The organism is Variovorax paradoxus (assembly GCF_000834655.1).
In the GTDB taxonomy this organism is placed as follows: Bacteria; Pseudomonadota; Gammaproteobacteria; order Burkholderiales; family Burkholderiaceae_C; genus Variovorax; species Variovorax paradoxus_F.
Genome location: NZ_JXQQ01000007.1, coordinates 1 through 21,876 on the forward strand (window position 1 = coordinate 1; position 21,876 = coordinate 21,876).

23 protein-coding genes and 1 pseudogene are annotated in these 21,876 nt (G+C 67.1%); 5 read left to right on the forward strand and 19 right to left on the reverse strand.

The genetic code is table 11. The features are described from left to right. From RT97_RS01855 to RT97_RS01885, 7 genes and pseudogenes are all read right to left on the reverse strand, one after another. Positions 1-251 (reverse strand): annotated as a pseudogene (locus tag RT97_RS01855) (alpha/beta hydrolase); the annotation flags it as partial. Positions 252-535: 284 nt separating this feature from the next. After that, positions 536-1,000 carry a cytochrome P460 family protein gene (locus RT97_RS01860; RefSeq protein WP_042577219.1) on the reverse strand — a complete coding sequence of 155 codons (465 nt, stop codon included), beginning with the start codon at positions 998-1,000 and terminating at the stop codon, positions 536-538. A 304-nt stretch (positions 1,001-1,304) separates the two neighbouring features. Continuing rightward, on the reverse strand, positions 1,305-2,072 hold the full coding sequence (locus tag RT97_RS01865; RefSeq protein WP_042577094.1) for a hypothetical protein: 768 nt from the start codon (positions 2,070-2,072) through the stop codon (positions 1,305-1,307). Positions 2,073-2,179: 107 nt separating this feature from the next. Continuing rightward, complete coding sequence (locus tag RT97_RS01870; RefSeq protein ID WP_080898137.1) at positions 2,180-2,725, reverse strand: Csu type fimbrial protein; 546 nt, start codon at positions 2,723-2,725, stop codon at positions 2,180-2,182. Beyond that, positions 2,695-4,992, reverse strand: coding sequence for a fimbria/pilus outer membrane usher protein (locus tag RT97_RS01875; RefSeq protein ID WP_052810525.1), 2,298 nt, complete (start codon positions 4,990-4,992; stop codon positions 2,695-2,697). Before RT97_RS01875 ends, RT97_RS01870 begins: the two co-directional genes overlap by 31 nt. 28 nt (positions 4,993-5,020) lie before the next feature. Next, the gene (locus RT97_RS31985) at positions 5,021-5,818 is read right to left on the reverse strand and encodes a fimbrial biogenesis chaperone (RefSeq protein ID WP_052810526.1); all 798 of its coding nucleotides are present in this window, start codon (positions 5,816-5,818) and stop codon (positions 5,021-5,023) included. A gap of 19 nt (positions 5,819-5,837) precedes the next feature. Continuing rightward, a complete protein-coding gene (locus tag RT97_RS01885) occupies positions 5,838-6,380 on the reverse strand; it encodes a Csu type fimbrial protein (protein WP_042577095.1) in 543 nt (180 codons plus the stop codon). Between the two features lie 436 nt (positions 6,381-6,816). Here RT97_RS01885 and RT97_RS01890 point away from each other — a divergent pair, with 436 nt between their 5' ends. Further along, on the forward strand, positions 6,817-8,214 hold the full coding sequence (locus RT97_RS01890; RefSeq protein ID WP_155403705.1) for an NHL repeat-containing protein: 1,398 nt from the start codon (positions 6,817-6,819) through the stop codon (positions 8,212-8,214). 156 nt (positions 8,215-8,370) lie between these two features. Here the strand turns inward: RT97_RS01890 and RT97_RS01895 are convergent, their stop codons facing one another. The 3 genes from RT97_RS01895 to RT97_RS01905 form a co-directional block, all read right to left on the reverse strand. Continuing rightward, entirely contained in the window at positions 8,371-8,694 is a 324-nt protein-coding gene (locus tag RT97_RS01895; RefSeq protein ID WP_042577096.1) for a hypothetical protein, read from the reverse strand. 103 nt (positions 8,695-8,797) lie between these two features. Then, positions 8,798-10,636, reverse strand: a complete 1,839-nt coding sequence (locus RT97_RS01900; RefSeq protein WP_155403706.1) for a sensor histidine kinase — start codon at positions 10,634-10,636, stop codon at positions 8,798-8,800. Positions 10,637-10,701: 65 nt separating this feature from the next. After that, on the reverse strand, positions 10,702-11,388 hold the full coding sequence (locus RT97_RS01905) for a response regulator (protein WP_042577098.1): 687 nt from the start codon (positions 11,386-11,388) through the stop codon (positions 10,702-10,704). 263 nt (positions 11,389-11,651) lie between these two features. On the opposite strand from RT97_RS01905, the gene RT97_RS01910 reads away from it, so the two are divergent. Next, the gene (locus RT97_RS01910; RefSeq protein WP_042577099.1) at positions 11,652-13,061 is read left to right on the forward strand and encodes a DUF2130 domain-containing protein; all 1,410 of its coding nucleotides are present in this window, start codon (positions 11,652-11,654) and stop codon (positions 13,059-13,061) included. Positions 13,062-13,129: 68 nt separating this feature from the next. On the opposite strand, the gene RT97_RS01915 is transcribed toward RT97_RS01910, so the two are convergent. After that, positions 13,130-13,489 carry a hypothetical protein gene (locus RT97_RS01915; protein ID WP_042577100.1) on the reverse strand — a complete coding sequence of 120 codons (360 nt, stop codon included), beginning with the start codon at positions 13,487-13,489 and terminating at the stop codon, positions 13,130-13,132. 186 nt (positions 13,490-13,675) lie between these two features. Here RT97_RS01915 and RT97_RS01920 point away from each other — a divergent pair, with 186 nt between their 5' ends. Then, the gene (locus RT97_RS01920) at positions 13,676-14,437 is read left to right on the forward strand and encodes a tRNA-uridine aminocarboxypropyltransferase (RefSeq protein WP_042577101.1); all 762 of its coding nucleotides are present in this window, start codon (positions 13,676-13,678) and stop codon (positions 14,435-14,437) included. Here RT97_RS01920 and RT97_RS01925 read toward each other — a convergent pair. The 6 genes from RT97_RS01925 to RT97_RS01950 all read right to left on the reverse strand — a co-directional run bounded on the left by RT97_RS01925 (position 14,415) and on the right by RT97_RS01950 (position 19,512). Then, a complete protein-coding gene (locus RT97_RS01925; protein ID WP_042577102.1) occupies positions 14,415-15,122 on the reverse strand; it encodes an alpha/beta hydrolase in 708 nt (235 codons plus the stop codon). The two genes, RT97_RS01920 and RT97_RS01925, sit on opposite strands and share 23 nt — an antisense overlap. Continuing rightward, the gene (locus RT97_RS01930) at positions 15,119-16,780 is read right to left on the reverse strand and encodes an ATP-binding protein (RefSeq protein ID WP_042577103.1); all 1,662 of its coding nucleotides are present in this window, start codon (positions 16,778-16,780) and stop codon (positions 15,119-15,121) included. Before RT97_RS01930 ends, RT97_RS01925 begins: the two co-directional genes overlap by 4 nt. Before the next feature lie 115 nt (positions 16,781-16,895). After that, entirely contained in the window at positions 16,896-17,579 is a 684-nt protein-coding gene (locus RT97_RS01935) for a class I SAM-dependent methyltransferase (RefSeq protein WP_042577104.1), read from the reverse strand. Positions 17,580-17,606: 27 nt separating this feature from the next. Further along, on the reverse strand, positions 17,607-18,287 hold the full coding sequence (locus tag RT97_RS01940; protein WP_042577105.1) for a response regulator transcription factor: 681 nt from the start codon (positions 18,285-18,287) through the stop codon (positions 17,607-17,609). A gap of 27 nt (positions 18,288-18,314) precedes the next feature. Continuing rightward, complete coding sequence (locus RT97_RS01945; RefSeq protein ID WP_042577106.1) at positions 18,315-18,872, reverse strand: TetR/AcrR family transcriptional regulator; 558 nt, start codon at positions 18,870-18,872, stop codon at positions 18,315-18,317. A 4-nt stretch (positions 18,873-18,876) separates the two neighbouring features. Continuing rightward, complete coding sequence (locus RT97_RS01950) at positions 18,877-19,512, reverse strand: hypothetical protein (RefSeq protein ID WP_042577107.1); 636 nt, start codon at positions 19,510-19,512, stop codon at positions 18,877-18,879. A 211-nt stretch (positions 19,513-19,723) separates the two neighbouring features. Here RT97_RS01950 and RT97_RS01955 point away from each other — a divergent pair, with 211 nt between their 5' ends. Then, complete coding sequence (locus tag RT97_RS01955) at positions 19,724-20,632, forward strand: LysR family transcriptional regulator (RefSeq protein WP_042577108.1); 909 nt, start codon at positions 19,724-19,726, stop codon at positions 20,630-20,632. On the opposite strand, the gene RT97_RS01960 is transcribed toward RT97_RS01955, so the two are convergent. Then, positions 20,622-21,023, reverse strand: coding sequence for a RidA family protein (locus tag RT97_RS01960; RefSeq protein ID WP_042577109.1), 402 nt, complete (start codon positions 21,021-21,023; stop codon positions 20,622-20,624). The two genes, RT97_RS01955 and RT97_RS01960, sit on opposite strands and share 11 nt — an antisense overlap. A gap of 140 nt (positions 21,024-21,163) precedes the next feature. Next, the gene (locus RT97_RS01965; RefSeq protein WP_042577110.1) at positions 21,164-21,409 is read right to left on the reverse strand and encodes a hypothetical protein; all 246 of its coding nucleotides are present in this window, start codon (positions 21,407-21,409) and stop codon (positions 21,164-21,166) included. 174 nt (positions 21,410-21,583) lie between these two features. On the opposite strand from RT97_RS01965, the gene RT97_RS01970 reads away from it, so the two are divergent. Further along, positions 21,584-21,868, forward strand: coding sequence for a hypothetical protein (locus RT97_RS01970; RefSeq protein ID WP_216595152.1), 285 nt, complete (start codon positions 21,584-21,586; stop codon positions 21,866-21,868). Positions 21,869-21,876 lie beyond the last annotated feature (8 nt).

Sequence of the window (21,876 nt, forward strand, 5' to 3'; positions counted from 1 at the left end):
ATGTGGATGTCGTAGGGCCAGCCGTGAAGAAGGATCACCGGCGCGCCGTTGGCCGGGCCGGCTTCGTAGTAGCCCATGCTCAGGCCGTTGACCTCGATGCTCTTGAGCGGCTCCAGACGCCTCGCGCCGCCCGCGGCGGTGCCGGCGGATTGTGCGAAGGCGGGCACGATCGACGTCATCTGGGTGGCGGCCACGCCGAGCGCGGCCTTGGCGAGGAAAGAGCGGCGAAGCAAGAGGGAGCAAGCGGTCATCGGGATCTCCTGGAATCTGAAGGTAGGGGTTGTGGCACTGCGCACGCGGCGGTCGGCCTGGTCGGCGTGCGCCTTGCGGAGTGGTGAAGCGATTGTTGGAAGGCGAAATGCTCGGGCGGGCGGCTTGCGTATGCCTATGTATCCGGGCTGCATTCGCCAACAATAAATTTCAATTGCGGTCAGTCGCCGCGCGGGTCGTGGGCGGGACAGGCGCGTATCGCGCCCCTTGCAGCAGTCGGCCCGTTCAAGCGCACACGCCTTTTTCCTGTGTGCGCTGCGTTCGTTCAGCGTGCGAGCCGCGTGAACACGTAGTCGTGGTTCTTCACCAGCGCCTGGTGGCACGCAAAGCATGTCTGGTGCTGCGCCAGGTCGGCGGGCTTGCCGTTGACGAACCGGCCGAAGCCCCAGCCGCCGGTGGCGGCGTATTTCTTCGAGTCCTTCACCATGATCTGCACCGTGGTGGCCGCGCCCGGAATCGACGCAGGCGCGAACTCCGGCGACTGCACATGCTTCCACGCCAGCTTGGCCAGCACGGTGCCATCGGGGAACGGCAGCGTTCCTTTGTCGTAGGCCTCGATCGCCTTGGTGTTGCCGAGCACGACCCGCAACTCGTTCAGCGGCTCCGCCTCGATGGCCGGAGCGATGAGCTGCCATTGCCGGTAGCCCTTGGGAAGGGTGACGCCATAGATCGGTGATGCGTCCGATGCCTTGGCGAGGGCGCTGGTTTCCTCGGCGATGCTCGGCGCCATCGCGAAGATGCCGGAGGCAGCCGCGAGCGCGAAGAGGCCGAGACCGGCGAGCTTTGCCGCAACGGCCTTGGAGGAACTGAGGAGCGAACAATCCTTTGCGGCGTCCGTGCTGGACGCCTGCTGCGTGTCGAGTCGGTTCATGGGATGGGCGATTCGGATGGAGGAATGAAATGCCGCGGAAGGGAGGGCCCGCGACGCCTGGGCGTGCGGATTCTTCGGCGGCTTTCGCCTCTTTCGGTCTCGGCGCGTATGCGCATGTATCGCGCTGGGCCGGGCAACACACTACGTTGCACCGACCGAAGCCTCAGCGTGGCGCTGGAGGCCTTTTCAATCCCCGTTCGACCACCGAAACCCGCGCGCCAAGCGCCTCGTAGTGGCGCACCAGGTAGTTCTTCGCCTCCACGCTGATGTTGTCGACCAGCAGCGGCAAGGGCAGCTGGTGCTTGAGCTTCAGGAGGCTCGCGCCCGCCAGGTGCTTGTAGTCCCGATGCGCCTTGAGTGCCGTCAGCACCTGCAGCGGCTGCGCGCCCAGGTCCGTCAGATGCGCCGTGTAGAAAAGTGCCGTCGAAGGAGCGTCGTCCGGTGGCTCAGGTGCCTCGACCTCGATGCGCTCCATCAGCATCCGAAGATTCGGGTACAGCGGCTGCGGCGACCAGCGGCCGCTCCCGTGCCAGTCCCAGAGCACCGGCACTTCGGGCTGGCTGATGTCGCCGATCAACGGATCGCCATCTGCGTTTTGCAGCACCACCCAATGCGGCTGCCAGTGGCCCGTGTCCACGGCATCGCTCCACACCAGATGATCTGGCGTACTCGCGGCTTGGTCCAGGATAAAACGGTAGCCTTCCATTTCCGCCAGGAGGCCAGGCACATCGACAGCGCCCGAGCCGGTGAGGCCGCCACGCCAACCTTCGCGCCAGTCCGGCTCGTCCAGCACGAGCGACTGTGTACCCATGCTGCGGCACCAGTCGAACCAGTCCTGGATCGGCGGGGGCAAAGGTGGGAGGGAAAACCGGGCTGCGAGAGAGGCCTGGATGGCTGCGCGGCTGGGCCAGTTGTCGCGTGTCAGTGGCATTGGATTTCAGAGGGTATCTGCAGCGTGCCTGCAGCGTGCTTGCGGTATCGGCGGGATGTTGCCATAGGGGAGCGCCCAGTAACGCCGCATCTCGTTCTGGTCGCACGTCAATAGGTCACCGTCACCGTGATGGTGTTGCTGTAGCTGCCCGGTGCAACGTACTGCCCGACCGGAATGCGCCCATACACGGTGTAGTTGCGCGACACCGAAGTGCCACCGACCGATGCGAGCGCGCTGTAGCTGTCGGTGACCGTTGCGGCGCCCCACACCGCGGTACGCGCGTTCGTGGTGTAGAGGTTGTAGCCCAGCGGCGTGCTGCCCGGGCCTGTCAGCTGCCGGTTGGCGATGCTGCCGCCCGTGCCTGCGCTCAGGCCGATCGAATAGGACAGGGTCACCAGGATCCCCAGTCCGGTGACTGTGCCGACGACGGTGATGGTCGTGGTGTTGTCCTTGGGCGTGAGGCTGGCCGGGTCGTAGTTGCCGAACGCGAGCGGCAGCGGCACGGAGACCGTCGCGCTGCAGCTGAACAGGCCCACGCCCGTGCACGCGGCGCGCGCATCGTGCGCCACCATCAGGCCGGCCAGCCCGAGGGACAGCGCCCACGCGCTGCGTGCGGTGAGCTTCATGGCACCGGCGATGGAACGGGCTGGCATCGGTACGGGCCCAGGGAGGGCAGTGCGCCGGAGCGGTCGATCTCGCCGAGCGTGAAGCGGCAGTGCCCCTTTGTCCAACGGGCCTCGAAGCTTTCGCGGGACTGCGGGTCGTCGATGGAAAGCTGGCCGTTGAAGCCCGAGACCAGCGAGGTGCCCCGCGCCGGTCGCAGCACGTCGATGCCCGCCGGGAGCGGGCTGCCGTCGGGCAAGAGCACGGTCGTGCTCGCGAGCGTCCCGCGCGAGATGTCGAAGCTGGCCGCGGCCACGCCCTTGTAGCGCGGCACCACGCGCATCACGTCGCTGCGCACCTGCGCCTCGATCGGCAGGTCGCCGTTGTCGATGCTGATGTGGTTGGGCTCGTAGGCGCGCAACCCGGAGACGACGGCGCGGCCCTGGCTGTCGGTGGTGGTCCAGGGCAGGTTCTCGCGGTAGACCTTCACGCCCGGGGCGCCGGGCACCGTCACCAGTGCGAACGCGTCGTCGGACTGGCGGGTGGCGAAGGTCATGCCGCCGGCGTAGCCCACGGCACCGCTCGCGCGCACGCGAAGCGCGTTCTGGCCCTGCGCGCGCGCCGCCTCGGCCGAGAGCAGGCCGTAGCGGCCGCGGTAGTTGACGCCGGCTTCGGTGCGCGCGTTGTCTCCATCGGCGGCGCGCAGCCGGTAGCCCCAGCCGGTGTCGCTGGGCGGCTGCTGGCTCAGCTCGGCGACGGCCGAATGCCTGCCGGGGTTTTGCTGCTGCACCGAGAGCGATGCGTTGCGGCCTTCGCCCAGGGCGAAGCTGAGGCTGACACCCACCGATGTCGTCGGTCGCCTGCCGTCCTGTCGCGTGCGGGCCAGGTAGGTTCCGAGCCAGGCGCTGCCGCCCACAGCGATCGACCAGCTCGCCGTGGTCACGGCCACGCGTTCGCCGGTGTTGTAGTGCAGCCGGGTGTGGCTGGCCCCCAGCGTGCCGTAGCGGCCCAGCGAGCGGCCTGCGAACAGCTGGCTCTGGGCGTCGACGTGCACGGGGCTGTCCTGCCAGGCGATCTGCGTGAAGCCGCGGCTCGCCACCTGCCGGCTGGCCGAGAAATTCCATTCGTCGCTGGTGCGCGTGTAGGCGGCGCGCCATAGCCGGCCGCTTGCGCCATCGCGGCTGCGGCTGGCGGCGCCATGCAACGCGAATTCGCCCACCGTGCCCCAGACCCAGGTGAGGCCCGCGCCTGCCGTCTGGCTGCGTGCGCCGGCTTCGCCGCGCACCTCGACGGTGGCGCTGTCGCTCAGGCCGCGTCGCCAGCTGCCGGCCACGAAGGGCGGGCCGTAGTCGAAGCTGCGTTCGCCGTAGCGAAGGCGGGTCCATCCGGCTTCCAACGAGTAGTCGGAGAGCCCCGCGCGCAGCAGGTTCGAACTCACGTAGTAGGGCGTGGTCACGGTGCGTTGCACGCCCAAGGCATCGGTGACCGCAAAGCGCATCTCGCCGGCGCCCGTGAGCACCGGCACGTCGGTGATCGCGAACGGCCCGGCATCGACGCGGCGCTGGTAGCGCAGCGTGTCGTTCACGTACACCTCGACCGCCGAGGGCACGGCCGCACCGCCGCTCAGCGTCGGCATCGGGTAGCTGATGTAGCCCGGCTGCAGGCCGAAGCGCGTGCCGAACTGCACCCCGCCGAAGCGAAAGGGCGTGGACCACGCCGATGCCTGCGTGATCGCATCGCCGACCGTGAGGCGGGTCAGGCGGTCGGGGTCGTCGCGGCGGAAATAGCTCTCCAGCCGCGTGGCACCGTGTCCGCCGAACGCGGAGCGCCCGGCGACGAAGCCCGTGCCGGCGAGCCCCCACTCGCCTGAAGTCGCCGCATCGAAGTACCCCGAGGCGCGCGTGCCGTCGCGGTCGTGCTGCAGCACGAGGTCGTAGTTGAGGAAGGCGCCGAAGGCCGAAGCCGACAACGGCGGCCGGTCGCTGGCGGGCCGCTGTGCCTGCACGGTGCCGGGCGTGAACGCATCGGCAGGCACCGTCAGCGCCACGCTCTGCGCGCTCTCGTCGAACTGCAGCCGTGCGCCCGGCAATGCGCGCAGGTCGTAGTAGTTGGTGTCGCCGCGCCGCAGCGCCGGCGTGTCAGGCCGCACGAGGCGCCAGGCGGCGAGGTCGGCTTCGGCGGCCAGCAGTTGCGCGCCGCGCCGAAGCAGAGGGCGCGGCGCCTGCTGCGCCTGCCCGTTGATGTGCACGTCGAGGATCGCCGGCTGTGCATCGTCGGCGGCCTCGGGCGGCTCGGCCTGTGCGCAGGCAACGCGCATCGCCAGCCAGCCGCAGCACGCCCAGGCGCTAGCGCGACGCGGCAGGCGCACGGGGCACGAGCACGGTGGCGGTGACGTTGGACAAGGGCTCGGGCGCATCGGTTGTGGCCTCGATGTGCAGGCGGGCATCGGCAGGCAGCGCAGGGAGCTCCAGCTCGATCCCGGCCGACTGCCCGGCCAGCGCGTAGTGCGAGAGGCTCTTTCGCAGCAGCTCGCCGCCGCCTTCGCGGCGCACCACCAGCTGCGTGACCTGGATGTGCTCGCTGCCCTGGTTGTCGAGCATGAGCCTGTAGCCGCGCCCGCCCGGGCCGCCCGTGCCGCTCGCCTGCAGGCGCCATTGCAGCGACTGCCGCAACTGCAGCGGCGGCACGAAGATCGGCACGCCGATGCGCAGCAGCGTCTGCAGCTTCGCACCGCCGGTGCCGTCGGTCGCAAGGACCTGGTCGCGCGGCAGCTGGCGCAGGAAGACGCGGTAGCTGCGCTCCCCGGCCTCGGCCGGCACCTGCAGGCCCAGCCGCACGATCTGCCGCCCGCCCGGTGGCAGCCTGAAGATGCCGGGGTTGACCAGCACTTCGCGCGTGGGTCGATAGACATCGCGCCCGTCCTCCTGCGACCAGGCCAGCACCTCGGCCTGCACCGCGACTTCGTGTGCTTCGTCGCTGTTGCCCATGGTGAGCGAGGCGACCGGGCGCTCGGGTGTCAGCACGATGCGCAGCGGCGCCACGCTCAGGCTGGCGGCCGACGCGCCGGTGGGCCACAGCATGCAGGGCAGCAGGGCGGACGACAGCAGGAAGATGCGGCGCATGCCGCGGGTGACTGCGATCAATCTGCGGTGCAATCTGCGGTCAGTACGTCAGCGTGAGCGTGATGGTGTCGGCGTAGTCGGTTGCCGCAGCGGCGGTGTACTGCGCCGTGGGAATCTGTCCGTAGACGGTCTGTGTCTGCGGCAGCCCCGTGCCGGTGTAGCCGGTGGCGGAGGTGCTGTTGTCCCAGTTCGTCGTGTGCGTGCTTTCCTTGAAGAGGCCGTACGAGAGCTTGTTGTTGCCGGCGGCCGCCGTGGGGCTGGTCATGGCGCGCGTGGTCACCGTCGCGCCCGCGCTGGTGCCCGCGTTCAGGCCGAGGGAGTAGGGCGTGCCGAACGTGCAGGTCACGCTGAAGGTGGTGGTGCCGCTCAGCGCGGTGGCGGCTGCGGGGTCGTAGTTTCCGAAGGCCAGCGTGGCGGGCGTCGTCATCAGGCAGGCCTTGAGCACCGTGGCAGTCACCTGGAAGGTGGTGGTCGCGGTGACCGCATGGGCCGGCTGAATGAGTGCCAACGGAGCGAGCAGCGCGCTGGCAGGCAACACGATGCGGCCTGCGGCAAGAAGAAGGGAGCGGAGCGAGTCGTGCATCGGGTTGGACCTTTCATCGGAAGACAGTCCCCTTTCTAACCACTCTTGCGCCGATGCGAAGCAGAAACATCGCGTGCGTCGGCGAGCCGCGACAGTACCTTTGCCCTCATGTGTCCGAGGAAGAATGATTAGGGACTACTCCGATCGCCTGAATCGCCCGCATCGGCTGAATCTCGACCAGCGGTGGGTTCGGCGCAGCTCCTGCATCGGCCCGTGCTTGCGGCCTGGCATGCGGTGCAGTTCCAGCCTGCGCGCTCGATAGCTTGGCTGCTGTCGATTGCTGCTGCCGGGCGTCGGGCAGCGCACCCATACCCAATCTCAGGGATAGGCAAGCAACTTCTGCTTCTATAAATTGCCGACGAGAAACCTCTCGGGCTTTCGTGCCCGGGAGGTTTCTTTTTTTGCGCATCAATAACTTCAACGAGGGCAGAGGATCATGCTGAGACAAATGAATTTCTACGGGCGCCGCGGCGCCGTGGCGGCGGCGATTGCGTTGCTGGCTTCCTGTGGCGGTGGAGGAGGCGGCAATGGGAGCGGCTTCTTCCCGATCACCGGCCCGGCCCCGGCGCCGACGCAACCCGAGGTGACCCCGGTCATCGCCCGGCACACCGTCAGCGGCACGGTGACCGGCCTGGTCGGCAGCCTGGTGTTGCAGAGCAACGCGGGTGACGACCTCACCCTGACGGCGGATGGCAAGTTCACCTTTGCGACCGCGATTGCCGAAGGCTCTGCCTTCGCAGTGAGCGTGCGCACCCAGCCCTTCTGGCAGTTCTGCGTCGTGACCAAGGGCATCGGCACCGTCACCGCCGATGTGGCCGACGTGGCCGTGAGCTGCTCGGCAGCCGTGGCAGAGGTATCGACGCTCGCCGGGTCCGGCGCATTCGGCGCACTCGACGGCAACGGCACCGCGGCGACATTCGCCGACCCCTACGGCATCGTCGTCGACAAGAACGGCGGGCTGATCGTGTCGGACGTCGGCCGCAACCGCGTGCGCAAGATCACGGCCGACGGCAACGTCACGACCTTCGCCGGCAACAACACGACTGCCACGGTCGACGGCAACGGCACGGCCGCCTCGTTCAACAGCCTGACGGCCATCGCCCTTGCGCCCTCGGGCGATCTCTACGCGGCGGAATTCATCGGCAACCGCATCCGCAGGATCACCCCGGCGGCCGACGTGACCACGTTCGTGGGCACCGGCGCGGGCGGGTCGGTCGACGGCAATGCCGCGAGCGCCACGTTCACCGGACCCATCGCGATGACGCTCGACGGTGCGGGCAACATCTACCTGGCCGAACTCAACACCGCGCTCATCCGCAAGATCACGCCGTCAGGCGACGTGACTACGCTGGCAGGCTCCGGTGGGTTCGGCTTTGCCGACGGCACAGGCGCCGCGGCATCGTTCGCGCGGCCCTACGGCATCGCGGCCGACGCCGCGGGCAACCTCTTCGTGGCCGACAGCGACAACAACCGGATCCGCAAGGTGACACCGGCCGGCGTCGTCACGACCTTCGCGGGTTCGGGCGCAGCAGGTGCCGCGGACGGCGCGGCCGCCATCGCGAGCTTCCAGCGCCCGGGCGGCGTCGCCTTCGACACCGCCGGCAACCTCTATGTGGCCGACACCGGCAACAGCATCCTGCGCAAGATCACGCCGCAGGGCGAGGTGTCCACGGTGGCAGGCCAGGCCGGCGCGATGGGCTCGCAGAACGGCATCGGCGCGGCGGCAAGGTTCAGTGAACCATCCGGCGTGGCGGTCGGCACCGACGGCACCATCTACGTGGCCGATACCCTGGGCAACCGCATCCGCAAGGTTGCACCGGTCGGCGCGCCCTGAGCAGCAAGGCCTGCGCCGAAAGCCTGGCTGGAACGCAGCCAGCTGCCGACTTCATCGTCGCGGCGACCTCGTCGCCGATTGCCTTGCGTCGCGCCAGGGGCGCAAGGCTGCCGGGCTGCCCGCGCGTGCGCACGTGCGCACTCGCGGGCGAACCGCTCATCGCCTGACGGCCCGCCATTGCGCGCGCCGGCGGGCGGCGATCGCCGCCACCGCACCGCAGCCGACGAGGTTGACCAGCGAGATGGCCACGAACAGCGCATCGCGCACCACCAGCACCGCATAGACCGTCGCCGTCACGTTCGACAGCACCCAGGAACCCCAGGTCAGCAAAGAGACCGAGACGGCGCCGTCGGTGCAGCGCCAGACCACCACGATCTGTGGGATGTAGGTCAGCACGCGGACCGCGTTGGTCACCAGGTACAGCCAGCCGATCAGGGCCAGCAAGGGCCCGTCGGCGGTGGCAAAAGCGTGAAACTGCATCGACGGCGGCTCCGGGAGTGTTGCGCGTCTCCTCAACGCGTGCGCCGACTCTAGGCAATGCCTGGATTGCGGGGAATGCCGTGTCCACGCTACGCCGAACGGACTACGCCCTAAGCGCTGCGAACGGCACCTGCAGCTGCACGCGCGTGCCCGTGGCCGCGTGGATCACCTGGAGGGAGGCGCCGAGCTGGCGCGCGCGGGCATGCATGTTGGCGATGCCGCGGCTGCTGGCGTCGGGCGGCGACTCGGGCGGCTGCCCGTCGTCGGCGATCTCGAGCTCGAGCAGCTCGTCGCGTTGGCGCAGCTGGACGCGCACGTGGCCGGCGCGCGCATGCTTGAGCACGTTGGTCAGCGCCTCCTGCGCAATGCGCAGGAGCTGCAGCGAAGCCTGGGGAGACAGCGCAGAAACGCTGTCCGGCACATCGATGGTCCATGACGGCTGGATATGGGCCTCCTCCAGTTGCGACTGCCATCGAAAAAGGAAGTTGCCCAGCGCCGTGCGGAAGTCGCCGGCATCGGGCGCCAGCGCATCGAGCGCGATGCGCATGTCGGCGATGCAGTCGCGCAGCACCTGGGCGATCTGCCGCTCGCTCATGTCGCCGCGCTCGACCCGCGACAGCGAGGTGAAAAGACGCGAGCCCAGCCCGTCGTGGATCTCGCGCATGATCGATTGGCGCTCCTGCGACGCGGCATGCTGGCGCTGCAACTGCGCCATGTGCGCGAAGCTCTGCGCGAGATGCCGTTCGCGGTCCGCCACGCGGCTCTCCAGCGTGCGGTTGAGCTCCTCCAGCGAGTCCGTCGTGTGGATGAAGCGGGCGGTCAGCAGGCTGCCCATGCACAGCAGGAGCAGGTTGGCCGCGTGGTGCAGCAGGAAGATCCGCTTGCCGACCCAGTGCGGCAGCAGGTGGGCCAGTGCGCCGTTGTCCCAGGCGATCAGGTAGTCATGGACGCCTGCGAGCACGGCGATCATCAGCGCCATCGGCATCAGCGCGGCTGCCAGCGTGCGCTGTCTCATCACGGTCCTGATCGACACCGCGAGGATCGCGAACCCGATGGGAATCAACCCCGCGCTCCACCACCGGTTGACCAGCGGCTCGCCCTGCGGCCCGGCAAGCAGCAGCCAGACCGGCCCGAGCAGCCAGTAGCCCAGCAGCAGGCGGCGCAGCCAGGGGCGGTCGATGCGCGCCAGTCGCAGCGAGAACAGCGCCAGCACCACCACGAAGCCGCCCGTGGCGCCGAGGTACACCGTGCGCCACAGATGCCAGTATTGCGCCGGCATGCGCTCGATCACGAAGGTCAGCGTGCGCACCCCCCAGAGCGCTGCGGCCAGGCCGAAGAGGCCGTACAGGACCTCGCTGCGGCGCCGCCACCAGATGCACAGCACGATCGCGGCCATCAGCAGGCAGACCACCACCGTGATCTCGGGCAGCGTGCGCACCCAGAACAGCCGGCGATCGTGCACCGGCAGCAGTTCGGCAAACGGCGCCACCGAGACGATCGGGAAACGCAGCGACACGGCCGAGGGCGCGGCGGCCGCGCGAACCGCGAGCACGTTGCCGCCCGCGCGAAGCAGATGGCGGGGCAACGGGATCAGATGGGGCCGCTCCCAACGGACGTGGACGGTGTCGCTGTCTTCCTCCACCTCCGCCACCCGCGTGCCGTTGAGCCAGACCTGGCCGCCTTCGTGGAGATAGGGCAGGTACACCGCCCAATTGCCGTCGCGCTCGCCGAGCGCGGGCGCGTCGAAGCCCGCGCGGTACCAGACGGCGCTGCCGCGCGGCAGGCGGGGCGCGAGCGCCACGTGCCCGGGCAGCGCGACCTCGGTCCAGGCGCTGTCGGCCGCCGGCGGACTCGTCTGGCTCGATGCCAGGGCCTGCATGCGTGTCAGCTCGAGCGCCAGTGCCGGCGGCCCCGGTGCCATCAGCAGGACCGCCACGAGCATCATGGCGAGCCGTGCCACCCAAGGGGCGGCGCATCGCCCGACAGCCCGTGCCCGCGCCCCAGCCTTCACAGCAGGCCCAGCTGGCTGGCTTCGTAGACCGCCTCGCTGCGCGAATGCACCGCCAGCTTGCGATAGATCTTCTTGACGTGAGAGACCACGGTGTGCGGCGAGATCTCCAGCAGCTCGCCGATCGAGTCGAAGGTCAGCCCCTTGGCGGTCAGGCGCAGCAGTTCGGTTTCGCGCGGCGTGAGCGGCGATGCCCGGGCATCCTGCGGCGGTTCGCAGGGGGCTTCCTGCGATGGCTCGGCTGCCGCCGGCTCGGGCCGTGCCACCAGCCGCAGCCGCGTGAGAATGCGCCGCGCGATGCCGGGACTGATCGGCGCGCCGCCGGCCCGGATCTCGTGGATGCTGGCGGCAACGCGTTCGGGCGACGCGTCCTTCAGCAGGTAGCCGGTAGCGCCTGCCTCGATCGACTCGACCACATGGGCGTCGTCGCCGAACATCGTGACCACCAGCACGTCGCAGTTCGGATGGTGTGCGGCGGCATGGCGGATCACCTCCACGCCCTTGATGTCGGGCAGGCCCAGGTCCACCAGAAGCACGTCCGGCGCATGCAGGTCGAGCATCGCCTTGCCCTCCGCGCCGGTGGCAACCGCCGCAACGACGCACAGCGCAGGGTCACGCAGCACCGCATCCGAGAACCGCCGCAGGAATTCGGGCTCGTCCTCGACGATCAGGACACGGGTGGTCATCGCTACTCCTTGTGAGACCGGCTTTGGCAAGAATTCTCGCCCGGGCCCGCGCCGAAGTGCATGCCGCTTAAGCGCTATCGCCAAGCGTGCCAAGGGACGATAGGCGTGCGACCCAGCGGCATCGGCGCGGCAGGCTGCTCCATGTGCCATCCGTGCAGCGTCGTCTAGCATCCAGCCAAGCAGACAGAAAATCCGAAAGCCGCACATGAGCATCCAATCCATTCGCACCAACAGGCCTCTCCCTGCGCAGAAGGCAACCCGCCATGCATGAAATCATCTGCCCCCACTGCAACAAGGCGTTCAAGATCGACGAAGCCGGCTACGCGGACATCCTCAAGCAGGTTCGCGACGGCGATTTCGAGAAGCAGTTGCACGAGCGGCTCGAACTGGCCGAGCGGGACAAGCGCAACGCCGTCGAACTCGCGCAGACCAGAGCCGCGGGCGAATTGCAGAAAGCCGCCGCAGCCAAGGATGGCGAGATCCAGGAACTCAAGGCCAGGCTCGAGGCCGGCGAGGTCGCACGCAGGCTCGCCGTGAGCGAGGCCTTGAGCGCCGTCGAGAAAGAGCGCGATGCGCTCGCCAATGAACTGGAGCAGGCCCGGCATGACAAGCGCGCAGCCACCGAGCTGGCCGAGGCAAGGCACGTGAGCGAACTGCAGAAGGGCGCCGCCGCGAAGGACGTGGAGATCCAGGGCCTGAAGGCCAAGCTCGACGCCATCGAAGTGGCGCAGAAGCTCGCGATCACCGAGGCGGTCAGCGCGGTCGAGAAAGAACGCGACCAGTTGCAGAGCGGCCTCGAACGGGCGGAGCTCGAAAAGCAGCTTGCAGAGAAATCGCTCAAGGACAAATACGAGACGCAGATCAAGGACCGCGACGACGCCATTGAGCGCCTGCGGGACATGAAGGCCCGCCTGTCCACCAAGATGGTCGGCGAGACCCTCGAGCAGCATTGCGAGACCGAGTTCAACCGCATCCGGTCGATGGCGTTTCCCCGTGCCTACTTCGAGAAGGACAACGACGCGCGCACCGGCAGCAAGGGCGACTACATCTTTCGCGACGCGGACGAGGCCGGCACCGAGATCGTCTCGATCATGTTCGAGATGAAGAACGAGAGCGATCGCACCGCCACGAAGAACAGGAACGAAGACTTCCTCAAGGAGCTCGACAAGGACCGCGCGGAGAAGGGCTGCGAGTACGCCGTGCTGGTGTCGCTGCTGGAGCCCGAGAACGAGCTCTACAACAGCGGCATCGTCGACGTGTTCCACCGCTATCCGAAGATGTACGTCGTGCGGCCGCAGTTCTTTCTGCCCATCATCACGCTGCTGCGCAATGCGGCGATGAACTCGCTCAAGTACAAGTCGGAGCTTGCGCTGGTGAAGGCGCAGAACATCGACATCACGAAGTTCGAGACCGAGCTGGAGACCTTCAAGGCCGCGTTCGCAAGGAACTACGACCTCGCTTCGGGGCACTTCCAGAAGGCCATCGCGGAGATCGACAAATCGATCGACCACCTGCAGAAGACGAAGGAGGCGCTGCTGGGCACCGACCGGAACCTGCGGCTTGCCAACGACAAGGCGCAGGACGTGACGATCAAGAAGCTGACGCGCGGCAACCCGACGATGGCCGCCAAGTTCGTCGAGCTGAAGAACCAGGGGCTTTTCGATCCGGAATGAGGCGGCGTGCGAGGAGCGGGGCCGGTGCGGTGCCACCGCGCGCCGCAGCCTGACGCACCGAGGCGCCGCTAGGCCCGAAACCAGATCTTGAACGACACATACAGCGCGTAGGCCAGGCCGAGCACCATCCACGCGAGGAAGAAGATGTTGGCCCAGTAATCGCCGGCATTCGCGGCCAGGGTGTAGACCTGCATCTTGCAACCACCCTTGCCGACGCATGGCACCTCGCCTCGAACCAGCGCGCGCAACAGGGCAAACAAGAGGTAGGAGCCCACGACGGCGGATATGAGGAATCCGACCGGCCCCACGAATCCTTCGGTGCGCTCGCCGTTCTCGTCGTAGTAGCCCTTGCGCAGCAGGTTCTGCCCGAACTTGTACCAGGCGAATCCAAGCAGAAGCATCAGCGTGTAGTAAAGGGCGGAGCGCATGTCGTCGGGTCGTCGTGATGTGAAGGGGTGGCGCGGAGGGTAGGGGCGTTCCGGTCGAGCCTGAAGCCGTCGCCGGGGCCTGAAACACAAAAACGGCAAGAGCCTAACGCAAGATGCTCGCGGGGTAGCTCTGAGCAGTGTTCGAACCGGCTTCCGGGGCTTCGATCGCACGGCGAGAATCGTTGCATGCCTCACGCCGTTTCCCTGCTTCGCGCCGCGCGTCTCGCGCGAAGCGCCAAGCCCTTTCTTGCCCGCGGCGGTTTCAAGCGCGAGCGCTGTGCGGGCTGCCGCCTGTTGCCCAGCCATTGCATGTGCGCCTTGCGCCCGTCGGTGGCCACGCGCGCGGGCGTGTGCCTGCTCATGGCCGACATCGAGCCGCTCAAGCCGACCAACACGGGCTGGCTCATCGCCGACGTGGTGGCCGATACCTTCGCCTTCGGCTGGGCGCGCACCGAAACCGATCCCGCGCTGCTTGCGCTGTTGAGCGATCCGCAATGGGAGCCCTATGTGGTGTTTCCGGGCCAGTACGCGGCGCCCGAACGCGTGGTGCGCACCGTGCCTTCGCCGCTCGAATCGGCCGATGGTGCGCTTGCCAGGCGCCCGCTCTTCATCCTGCTGGACGGAACCTGGGGCGAGGCGCGCAAGATGTTCAGCCGGAGCCCCTACCTCGACGCGCTGCCCGTACTGAGCTTGGCACCTGAACAGATCTCGCAGTACAAGCTGCGCCGCTCCGGCCGCGACGACCACTTCTGCACCAGCGAGGTGGCCGCGCTGTGCATGAGCCTGGCGGGCGAGCATGCCGCCGAGCAAACGCTGGAGGCCTATCTCGCGGTGTTCACGCACCACTACCTGCGTGCGAAGAGCCAGCAGCCCGTCGTGTGGGACGGCGATGCGCACCGGCGTCTGCGCGAGGTGCAGGCCGGTGCTACGGCTCCTGCCGCCCCATGAAGAACTCGACCGCGCGCGCCACCACCCACGGCACGATGACGTGGTCGCCATCGAAGGGCTGCAGCGTCAGGTCGTAGCCGCCCTCCAGCAGCCGCCGTGCATGCGGGTGCGCGCTGGTCTCGATGGGCAACTGGCTGTCCGAGCGCCCGTGCGCGAGAAACACGCGCGGCTTGCCCGCCTGCGTGAATGCGTTCATGAAGCCGGCCGACAACCCGATCACATGGCTGGCCACGTCGCCGTTGGTCACGCCGAGCGACAGGGCGTAGCTGCCCCCGTCGGAGAAGCCGGCGAACGCGAGGTGCGCAGCGTCGATGCGGAAATGCGCCGCCACCCGCGACAGCGCGCCGTCGAGCCGCTCCAGGTCGGGCCCGTGCCCGCCGACCACGATGTCCCACGTCGGGTACATCGACTGCGGCGCCAGCAGCAGAAAGCGCCGCGCCCGCGCATGCGCCACCAGGTGCGGCAGCACCCGGTTGGCTTCGCCGCCCGCGCCGTGGAACATCACCATCAAGGGCAGCGGAGCATCGGCAGGCAAGCCCTCGGGCACCACCAGCACCGCTTCGCGCCCTTCGGCGAACGAGAGGCCATGGCGCCCCGGCGGCAGTGGGGGAGAAACAGGCAGGGCGCCCGGCCGGAAGACGAGGCGGCCGGTGAGCGCGCCGCCGAGCAGGCTGGCGTCGATCATTCGGTTGCCTTCGCTGGTGACGACGCGCACGCGATGCCGCGAAACACCGCGCACTGCGCGAACGACTGGGTCGACAGCGGCAGCTCCTTGCGGCGGCAGTACTTGCTGGTGAGCTTGAGCAGCTCCTTGATGTCGCGGCCGCTCGCGCCGGCGTAGTCCACCACCAGCCGGTCGATCACCGCGCCCGGCAGTTCGACGCCCAGCTGCGCCGACAGCGTGGACCACAGCCTGCGCGCATCGTCGGCGCCCGGCGGCTGGTAGTCGATGACCGCGATGCAGCGCGAGAGGATGGCCTCGTCGATGTCGCCCACGCGGTTGGTCGTCATGAAGAGCAGGCCGCTGAAGTATTCGAGCGTGCGCAGAAACTCCGCCACGATGGCGTTGTGCTGCAGGTCGTTGTCGCGCCGGCGGATGTACACGTCGGCTTCGTCGAGCAGCAGCACGCAGTCCCACCGCGCGGCGCGCTGCAGGATCTTCGTGAGGCTCGCCTCCACCGAATTGGCCGTGACGCCCAGCTGCCCCGAATGCACGCGGTACAGCGGCTTGCCGACCACCTCCGCGTACACCTCGGCGGTGAGCGTCTTGCCCAGGCCCGGCGCGCCCTTGCACAGGATGGTGGTGCCGCCCGACTTGCCGGGCACCACGTCTTCCACCAGGAAGCAGCGGTCGGCCGTGAGGATGTCGATCAGGTCGCGGTGCGCCTGCGGCAGCACCAGCCGCTCGCGCAGGTCGGGCTGGTACCTGTAGTCCTGCACGTGCTGGGCATGGACCCAGACGTTGCGGTGCCAGTCCAGGTGGAACAGGTGCAGGTAGCAGTGCTGCGGAATGCGGTCGAAGCCGGTGGAGATGCCGCTCTCGCGCCAGTAGTGCGGATCGGCGGCCAGGTCGAAGCGGCGCTGCAGCAGCTCTTCGTCGTTCACGCAGCGTGCCACTGCGCCCTCGGGCAGGCGGTGGTAAGCCATGCTCGCGCGCGCGCCTTCGCCGGCCGTCCATGCGCTGCCGCCGATGGTGAGCTGCGCGCCGAACTGCGGCTGCAGCCGCGAGAAGGCGGCCACCTGCTTCTCGTACTCGCGCTTGAACTCGGGGCATTCCTTGTGAAAGCCGTGGTCGGCGAAGAGCCCGGCCAGCGTGCGGCCCGGCAGGTCTTCGGCATGGAAGCTCAGGCCCCAGGTCATGCCCGCGAAACGCAGGCGCGGCTCCGAAGGCGGCTCGCGGTTGGCCGCCTGCAGCGTGTTGGCCAGCAGACCCACGAGCACGTAAGACTCGCCATCCGTGGGCTTTACCAGGCGCACCGTGTGCACCAGCCAGGGCAGCAGCACGCCGTCCTTGCCGCGCTGGTAGAGCCAGCCGTCGATCAGGTCGCGCTGCAGCCACTCGATCAATGCCGGCACCATCAATTCGAGGCTGGCGATGGGCCGCGCCTGCGGCTCGCCGTTGAGGTTGTCCAGCGCGAGCAGCTGGAACACCAGGTCGCGTGCGCCGGTGCCCATGCCCAGCTGGAACAGCAGGTTGAGCGCGTGACCGTCGAAGTGCCGGCTGGAGACGATGCGCACACCGCTGCCGGCGCCCGGCCCGCCCAGCTGAAGGCCAAGCGGCGACTGCGCGCCGACCTCGCCCTGCAATGCGGCGGCCAGCATCTCCGGTATCTCGAGTTCCACGGTGTCTCCTCGTGTTGCCTTCGATGCTAGCCACGGAGGAGGGGAGTGGCGCTTGACCTGGGTCAAGCTTGCGGAAGAACCGCGGCAACCGAAGGCCCTGGAGCGATGCCTCCGCTCAGGCCCGCGCCACCCAGCCTCTGAACGCCATCCCCGCATAGAACAGGCGCACGTTCGCAAAGCCTGCTTCTTCCAGCAGTTGTTCTTCCCGCTCCGGGCCGAGCAGCGGCAGCGTCGAGCCGATCGCGGTTGCCGCCTTGCGCGCGTTCTCCGCATCGACACCTGAAGCCACCGCGAAGGCGACGTAGCGCGAGAGCCACACCTCGCGTTCCTCCGGCCCCTGGGGAAAACTCAGATGCGCCATGACGAACGGCGCGCCGGGTTTGAGGCGGCGATGGATGTCCATCAACGTCGACTTTCTTTCTTCGACGGGCACGAAGTGCATCGTCAAGAGGCAGGTCGCGGCATCGAACGGGCCGGTGGGTGCGGTGTCGGTGTAGCCGTGGTGCAGCTGGACGCGATCGGCCAGCGCACCGAGCGCCGCGGCCGCCAGGTCGAGCATGGGTTGCGACGGATCGACGCCGACGAAGCGCCATTGCGAATTCGCCTCTGCGAGCGCCTTCAACTCCATGCCGCCGCCGGCGCCGATGACCAGCACGTTCGCCGATTCGGGCGCGTGCTCCGCAACGAGCAGTGCGGCCATGGTCTGCAGGTCGTGCAGGCCGGGGACGAGGCGGGCGGTTTTATCGGCGTAGTCGGCCAGGGCCGAGGCGTTGCTGAAAACGGTGTTGGTATCGGGCATGCGAAGCAGTTTAGGGGCCGCTCGGCGTCAGCACGCACGCGCCTCACGCAGCAGATACCCGACACCCCGGATCGCATGGATCTCCACCCCCGCATCCGCGTCGTCGAGCCTCGATCGCAAGCGGGAGAGATTGGCATCGAGCGAGTTGGACTTCGGATCGTTCCCTTCCTCGTACACGCGCGCGAGCAGGGCCGAGCGCAGCACGGTGCATCGCTTGTTGCGCAGCAGCACCTCCAGCGCCAGCAGTTCGCGGCGCGGCAGCGCGAGGGGCGTGTCGTTCACGAAGGCGTGCCGCATGTCGGTGTCGAACCGCAGCCGGCCCAGTTGCAGAGTGCGCGGCTTGCGCGTGCCGGGCCGGCGAACGACGGCGCGCATTCGGGCCAGCAGTTCGTCCAGTGCGAAGGGCTTGGAGAGATAGTCGTCGGCGCCGCGGTCCAGCCCGGCCACGCGATCGGCGATGGCGCCCATGCCGGACAGCATCACGACGGCAGCGCGCGGTTCGGTGTGGCCGAGCATGTCGAGCAGCGCGAGGCCGTCGCCGTCGGGCAGGCCGCGGTCGAGCAGGATCACGTCGTATGCGGCATCGAGCGCGGCGTACTCGGCCGCGCGCAGCGAACCGGCGACGTCCACCACCATGCGATGCCGGCGCAGGGCCGCTGCCAGGGCATCGGCCAGGTCGGGCTCGTCTTCGACCAGGAGTACGCGCATGGGGCGGGTGTCGCAGCGGGCCGCGCTTCAGCGCGTGCCGTGGCCCAGCGCATCCATCGCCGCCTGCACGATGTGGTCGCGCCATTCGCGCTTGAGGTCGATGCGCACCGCCTGCAGCGCAGAGATGCCCAGGCCCGTGAGGGCGCTGGTCACGCGCACGATGCGTTCCATGCTCAGGTCCTTCAGGTCGATGCCCAGGGCCTCGTAGAGGATGAGGCCGATCTCGATCAACTGCGGATCGCCGTCGGGCTCGTTCTCGGCGATGCGGTGCGAGAGCGCGGACACGCCCGGCCAGTCGTAGGTGAACTGCACCGCCGCCTCGACGTTGGCGCGATCGCGCTCCACCCCTACGGGCATGTGCTTCACGCGCTCGCGCAGGGTCACCACGTGCTCGCGCAAGGCGTCGATCGCGGCCGCATAGATCGAGAGCTTGCTCGGAAAGTGATGCAGCAACCCCGCCTTGGAGTAGTTGACCGCATCCGCAATCTGCTGGAGCGAGGTGTGATCGAAGCCATGCCGCGCGAACAGGGCGGCGGCGCTGTCGATGATGTCGGCATCGATTTCCGATTTGGTGGGCTTGGGCATGGGTTCAGCTCCTGAGCAGCAGTGGCATGACGTAGACGGCCTCGATCACCTCGTAGATGGCGCCAACGGCCAGGGCCAGCATCACCAGCGGGTACAGCTTGAGGGTCGACACGGCGCCCGCCATGTAGCCGTCGCGGTGCCGGATGAGCCCATAGCGTTCGGGCCACAGGAACATGCGCGCCTGCACGTAGGCCGCGAAGGCCACCAGCACATAGGCCTGGCCTTCGATCAGCAAGGTGAGCGAATGCGGGACGAGCGTCACCGCCAGCGGGCCGATGGGCGCGAACATCACGCCCCACAGGAAGGCCCGGTACAGCACCACCGGTATCCCGACGAACGGAACCACGAAGGTCGGCAGCGTCGCCATGGCGATCGAAGCCACGACGAGATTGACGAGGAACGTCATGCCAATGGCGACCGGCAGGTCGCGGCTGGCGTAGGCGCCGGCCACCGTGTTGAAGAGGCCCGGCTTTTCGAAGCTCTCGTCGATGGAGGGCTTGAACTGCGCCTGCAGCTCGGGCGCGAACACGGTGGCCAGCATGCTCAGGGCGAAGAGGCCGTAGAAGGCCACGTTCAGGGCGATGAACGCTCGCTGATGCTGTTTGATGATCGAGATCGCGTCTCGCAGGATGGCTGGCATTCGTTGCTTGGGTCTCTGGGTGGCGTGGTCGGCGACGGCGCGATCATAGACCAACTGGGATGGTTTCCAACCATATCGGTTGGTTTTCAGTTTGATTGGTTGGCCTTGCTCGGTACCAAGGCCTGCGATGACTCAAGGCACAAGTCTCGCCAGGACTTTGCATGCCGATGGACAATGGAGCCTTCGCCTTTAATTGAATCAATGGCCATCCATGAACCAACTCCTGGCAATGCGGGCTTTTATACGGGTCGTGGAGACAGGCTCCTTCAGCCGCACCGCCGATCAATTGACGCTGCCGCGTTCCACGGTGAGCAAGCTGATTACCGATCTCGAAAAGCACTTGGGCATCAAATTGATGCAGCGAACGACACGCGCGGTTGCGCCAACCTCGGACGGACTGGAGTATTACGATCACGCAATGCGCTGGATTGCCGACATGGATGCGGTGGAAAGCGCGGTTCGAACTAAAAAACTCAAACCGAGCGGGCATTTGAGAATCGACGCACCTGCATCGTTCGCCAATGGCTTGCTGATTCCAGAGCTGGCGGACTTCCACGGCAAATATCCGGATATCACGATAGCCGTAGGAATCAGCGATCGCCCATTGAATATCGTGGAAGAGGGTGTGGATTGCGTCATCCGGGCGGGCAAGCTCGGCGACATGGCGATGATCGGGCGGAAAATAGCCGAGCTTCAATATGTGACCTGCGCTGCCCCGGGTTATTTGGCGCGAAAAGGAATTCCGTCTTCTCCCGACGATCTGAAGGCGAATCACGCCGCTGCGTGCTATTTCTTTCCCTCGACGGGAAAGCCCGAGTCATTGATTTTCGAACGCGCCGCCGAGCGGATCGAAATCGGCAATTGCGTATTCTCGACCAACGAGGGGGAAGGCCTGAAGGAGATGCTGCTCGCAGGGCTGGGTATTGGGCAGCATTTCAGACGTATTGTTCAGCCTTATATCGATACCGGCGAATTGGCGTCGGTCCTGGATAATTGGACTCGGCCCGCAATGCCTTTTCATGTTCTTTATCCGCCGAATCGGCATCAGAACGCCAGATTGAAGGCATTTGTCGATTGGGTGATCGAGAAATTCGAAGGCGATCTTCCGATTACGGAATAATCGCAGTCACGCGAATTTCGATGCGCATGTCCGGATGCCCGAGCGCTGCGACATCCAGTTCCGTCCAGATCGGCGCATGGTTCGGCATGTATTGGCGATACAGCCGGGCCATTGTTTCGTTGACCTCGGGCGGGAATCCGCCGACGTGGTACGAATTGACGTGAATGACGTGTTCCCAGCTCGCGCCGGCTGTCGCCAGCGTTCGCTCGACATTCTTGAATGCCTGCGCAATTTCGTCTTCGAGCGATTCGGGGAATTGCAGGTCGTCATTCCAGCCGCCCTGGCCTGAAGTTTCGACGCGATTGCCGATTTTGACGGCTTGCGAGTAATGCAGTCTGTCGAGAAACTGCTTCCCATAACCGGGCGTGACAAAGAATTCGGGCTTGTTCAATTTTCTCTCCAATATCAATGGCAAATCAGATGCCAATGATATGGAGGTGAAAGTCCGAGAAACAGCCCGAATTCATGCCATGACTGTCCATGTGCATGGACAGTGAGGCACTCACCACGCCGGTGAGCGTCCGCAGGCGCTCAGCTGCCGTCCGCTTGCGTCGCGGTGCTTTCGCGCGAGCCGGTCGGATCGACATCGGCAAACCATCGGAAGACGCGGGAGCGGTAGCTCGCGGTGGTCCTCACATGCAGGAAGCCCGTCGTTGCGAGTCCCCGGTCATCGACCGGGATGCCCGCGATTCGCAGCGCCGCCAACTCGGTATCCGGATCGGTGTGGAACGGCACTTTCAAGGTTGCCGTCGCTTTGTGAAAGGTAGCCCTGGACATCTGAATTTCCCTCGACGTTTCAGCTGCCAGTAAATCCCAGGCGAATGGCTCGGCGCAATATCGCGTTCGGGCTAAGACCTCGGCAAGAGGCCACGCCTGTTGGGGCTCGCAAATTAGTACATCCGCCTGGAATCTGAGTACCAATGTCGCGAGATGCGGAAATCACACTGCGGCATGCAAAAAACAGAAGTACTAGTTACCGCCATGGGAATGGCGCGCTCAGGGCTCGGTTTCAATCCTGGAGACGCCATCGACCACATCGCAAAGCTCATTGCCGAGCAAGACCCGCAGGACGATCTGTACGCGGTCAATGTCGAAGGCCTGCTTCGCCTCTGCGCCTGCGTCTGGAGCTTGCGGCGCGACGCCGTGACGCCGGCATGCCGGTCCCAGGCGCGGGACTTCAAGAGCGCCGGCAATCTTCCCGAGGCAGTGCAGCGCACCTGCCGCTCGCAGGGATGAGGCGCAGC

What these genes read in the sequence shown, in the direction of transcription:
- RT97_RS01870 (WP_080898137.1), bottom strand. Translation starts at nt 2,725, where the DNA reads ATGCCAGCCCGTTCCATCGCCGGTGCCATGAAGCTCACCGCACGCAGC.
- RT97_RS01905 (WP_042577098.1), bottom strand. Translation starts at nt 11,388, where the DNA reads ATGACCACCCGTGTCCTGATCGTCGAGGACGAGCCCGAATTCCTGCGG.
- RT97_RS01965 (WP_042577110.1), bottom strand. Translation starts at nt 21,409, where the DNA reads ATGTCCAGGGCTACCTTTCACAAAGCGACGGCAACCTTGAAAGTGCCG.
- RT97_RS01865 (WP_042577094.1), bottom strand. Translation starts at nt 2,072, where the DNA reads ATGCCACTGACACGCGACAACTGGCCCAGCCGCGCAGCCATCCAGGCC.
- RT97_RS01860 (WP_042577219.1), bottom strand. Translation starts at nt 1,000, where the DNA reads ATGGCGCCGAGCATCGCCGAGGAAACCAGCGCCCTCGCCAAGGCATCG.
- RT97_RS01915 (WP_042577100.1), bottom strand. Translation starts at nt 13,489, where the DNA reads ATGCGCTCCGCCCTTTACTACACGCTGATGCTTCTGCTTGGATTCGCC.
- RT97_RS01950 (WP_042577107.1), bottom strand. Translation starts at nt 19,512, where the DNA reads ATGCCAGCCATCCTGCGAGACGCGATCTCGATCATCAAACAGCATCAG.
- RT97_RS01875 (WP_052810525.1), bottom strand. Translation starts at nt 4,992, where the DNA reads ATGCGCGTTGCCTGCGCACAGGCCGAGCCGCCCGAGGCCGCCGACGAT.
- RT97_RS01890 (WP_155403705.1), top strand. Translation starts at nt 6,817, where the DNA reads ATGCTGAGACAAATGAATTTCTACGGGCGCCGCGGCGCCGTGGCGGCG.
- RT97_RS01925 (WP_042577102.1), bottom strand. Translation starts at nt 15,122, where the DNA reads ATGATCGACGCCAGCCTGCTCGGCGGCGCGCTCACCGGCCGCCTCGTC.
- RT97_RS01945 (WP_042577106.1), bottom strand. Translation starts at nt 18,872, where the DNA reads ATGCCCAAGCCCACCAAATCGGAAATCGATGCCGACATCATCGACAGC.
- RT97_RS01955 (WP_042577108.1), top strand. Translation starts at nt 19,724, where the DNA reads ATGAACCAACTCCTGGCAATGCGGGCTTTTATACGGGTCGTGGAGACA.
- RT97_RS01900 (WP_155403706.1), bottom strand. Translation starts at nt 10,636, where the DNA reads ATGCTCGTGGCGGTCCTGCTGATGGCACCGGGGCCGCCGGCACTGGCG.
- RT97_RS01970 (WP_216595152.1), top strand. Translation starts at nt 21,584, where the DNA reads ATGCAAAAAACAGAAGTACTAGTTACCGCCATGGGAATGGCGCGCTCA.
- RT97_RS01940 (WP_042577105.1), bottom strand. Translation starts at nt 18,287, where the DNA reads ATGCGCGTACTCCTGGTCGAAGACGAGCCCGACCTGGCCGATGCCCTG.
- RT97_RS01895 (WP_042577096.1), bottom strand. Translation starts at nt 8,694, where the DNA reads ATGCAGTTTCACGCTTTTGCCACCGCCGACGGGCCCTTGCTGGCCCTG.
- RT97_RS01920 (WP_042577101.1), top strand. Translation starts at nt 13,676, where the DNA reads ATGCCTCACGCCGTTTCCCTGCTTCGCGCCGCGCGTCTCGCGCGAAGC.
- RT97_RS01885 (WP_042577095.1), bottom strand. Translation starts at nt 6,380, where the DNA reads ATGCACGACTCGCTCCGCTCCCTTCTTCTTGCCGCAGGCCGCATCGTG.
- RT97_RS01910 (WP_042577099.1), top strand. Translation starts at nt 11,652, where the DNA reads ATGCATGAAATCATCTGCCCCCACTGCAACAAGGCGTTCAAGATCGAC.
- RT97_RS01935 (WP_042577104.1), bottom strand. Translation starts at nt 17,579, where the DNA reads ATGCCCGATACCAACACCGTTTTCAGCAACGCCTCGGCCCTGGCCGAC.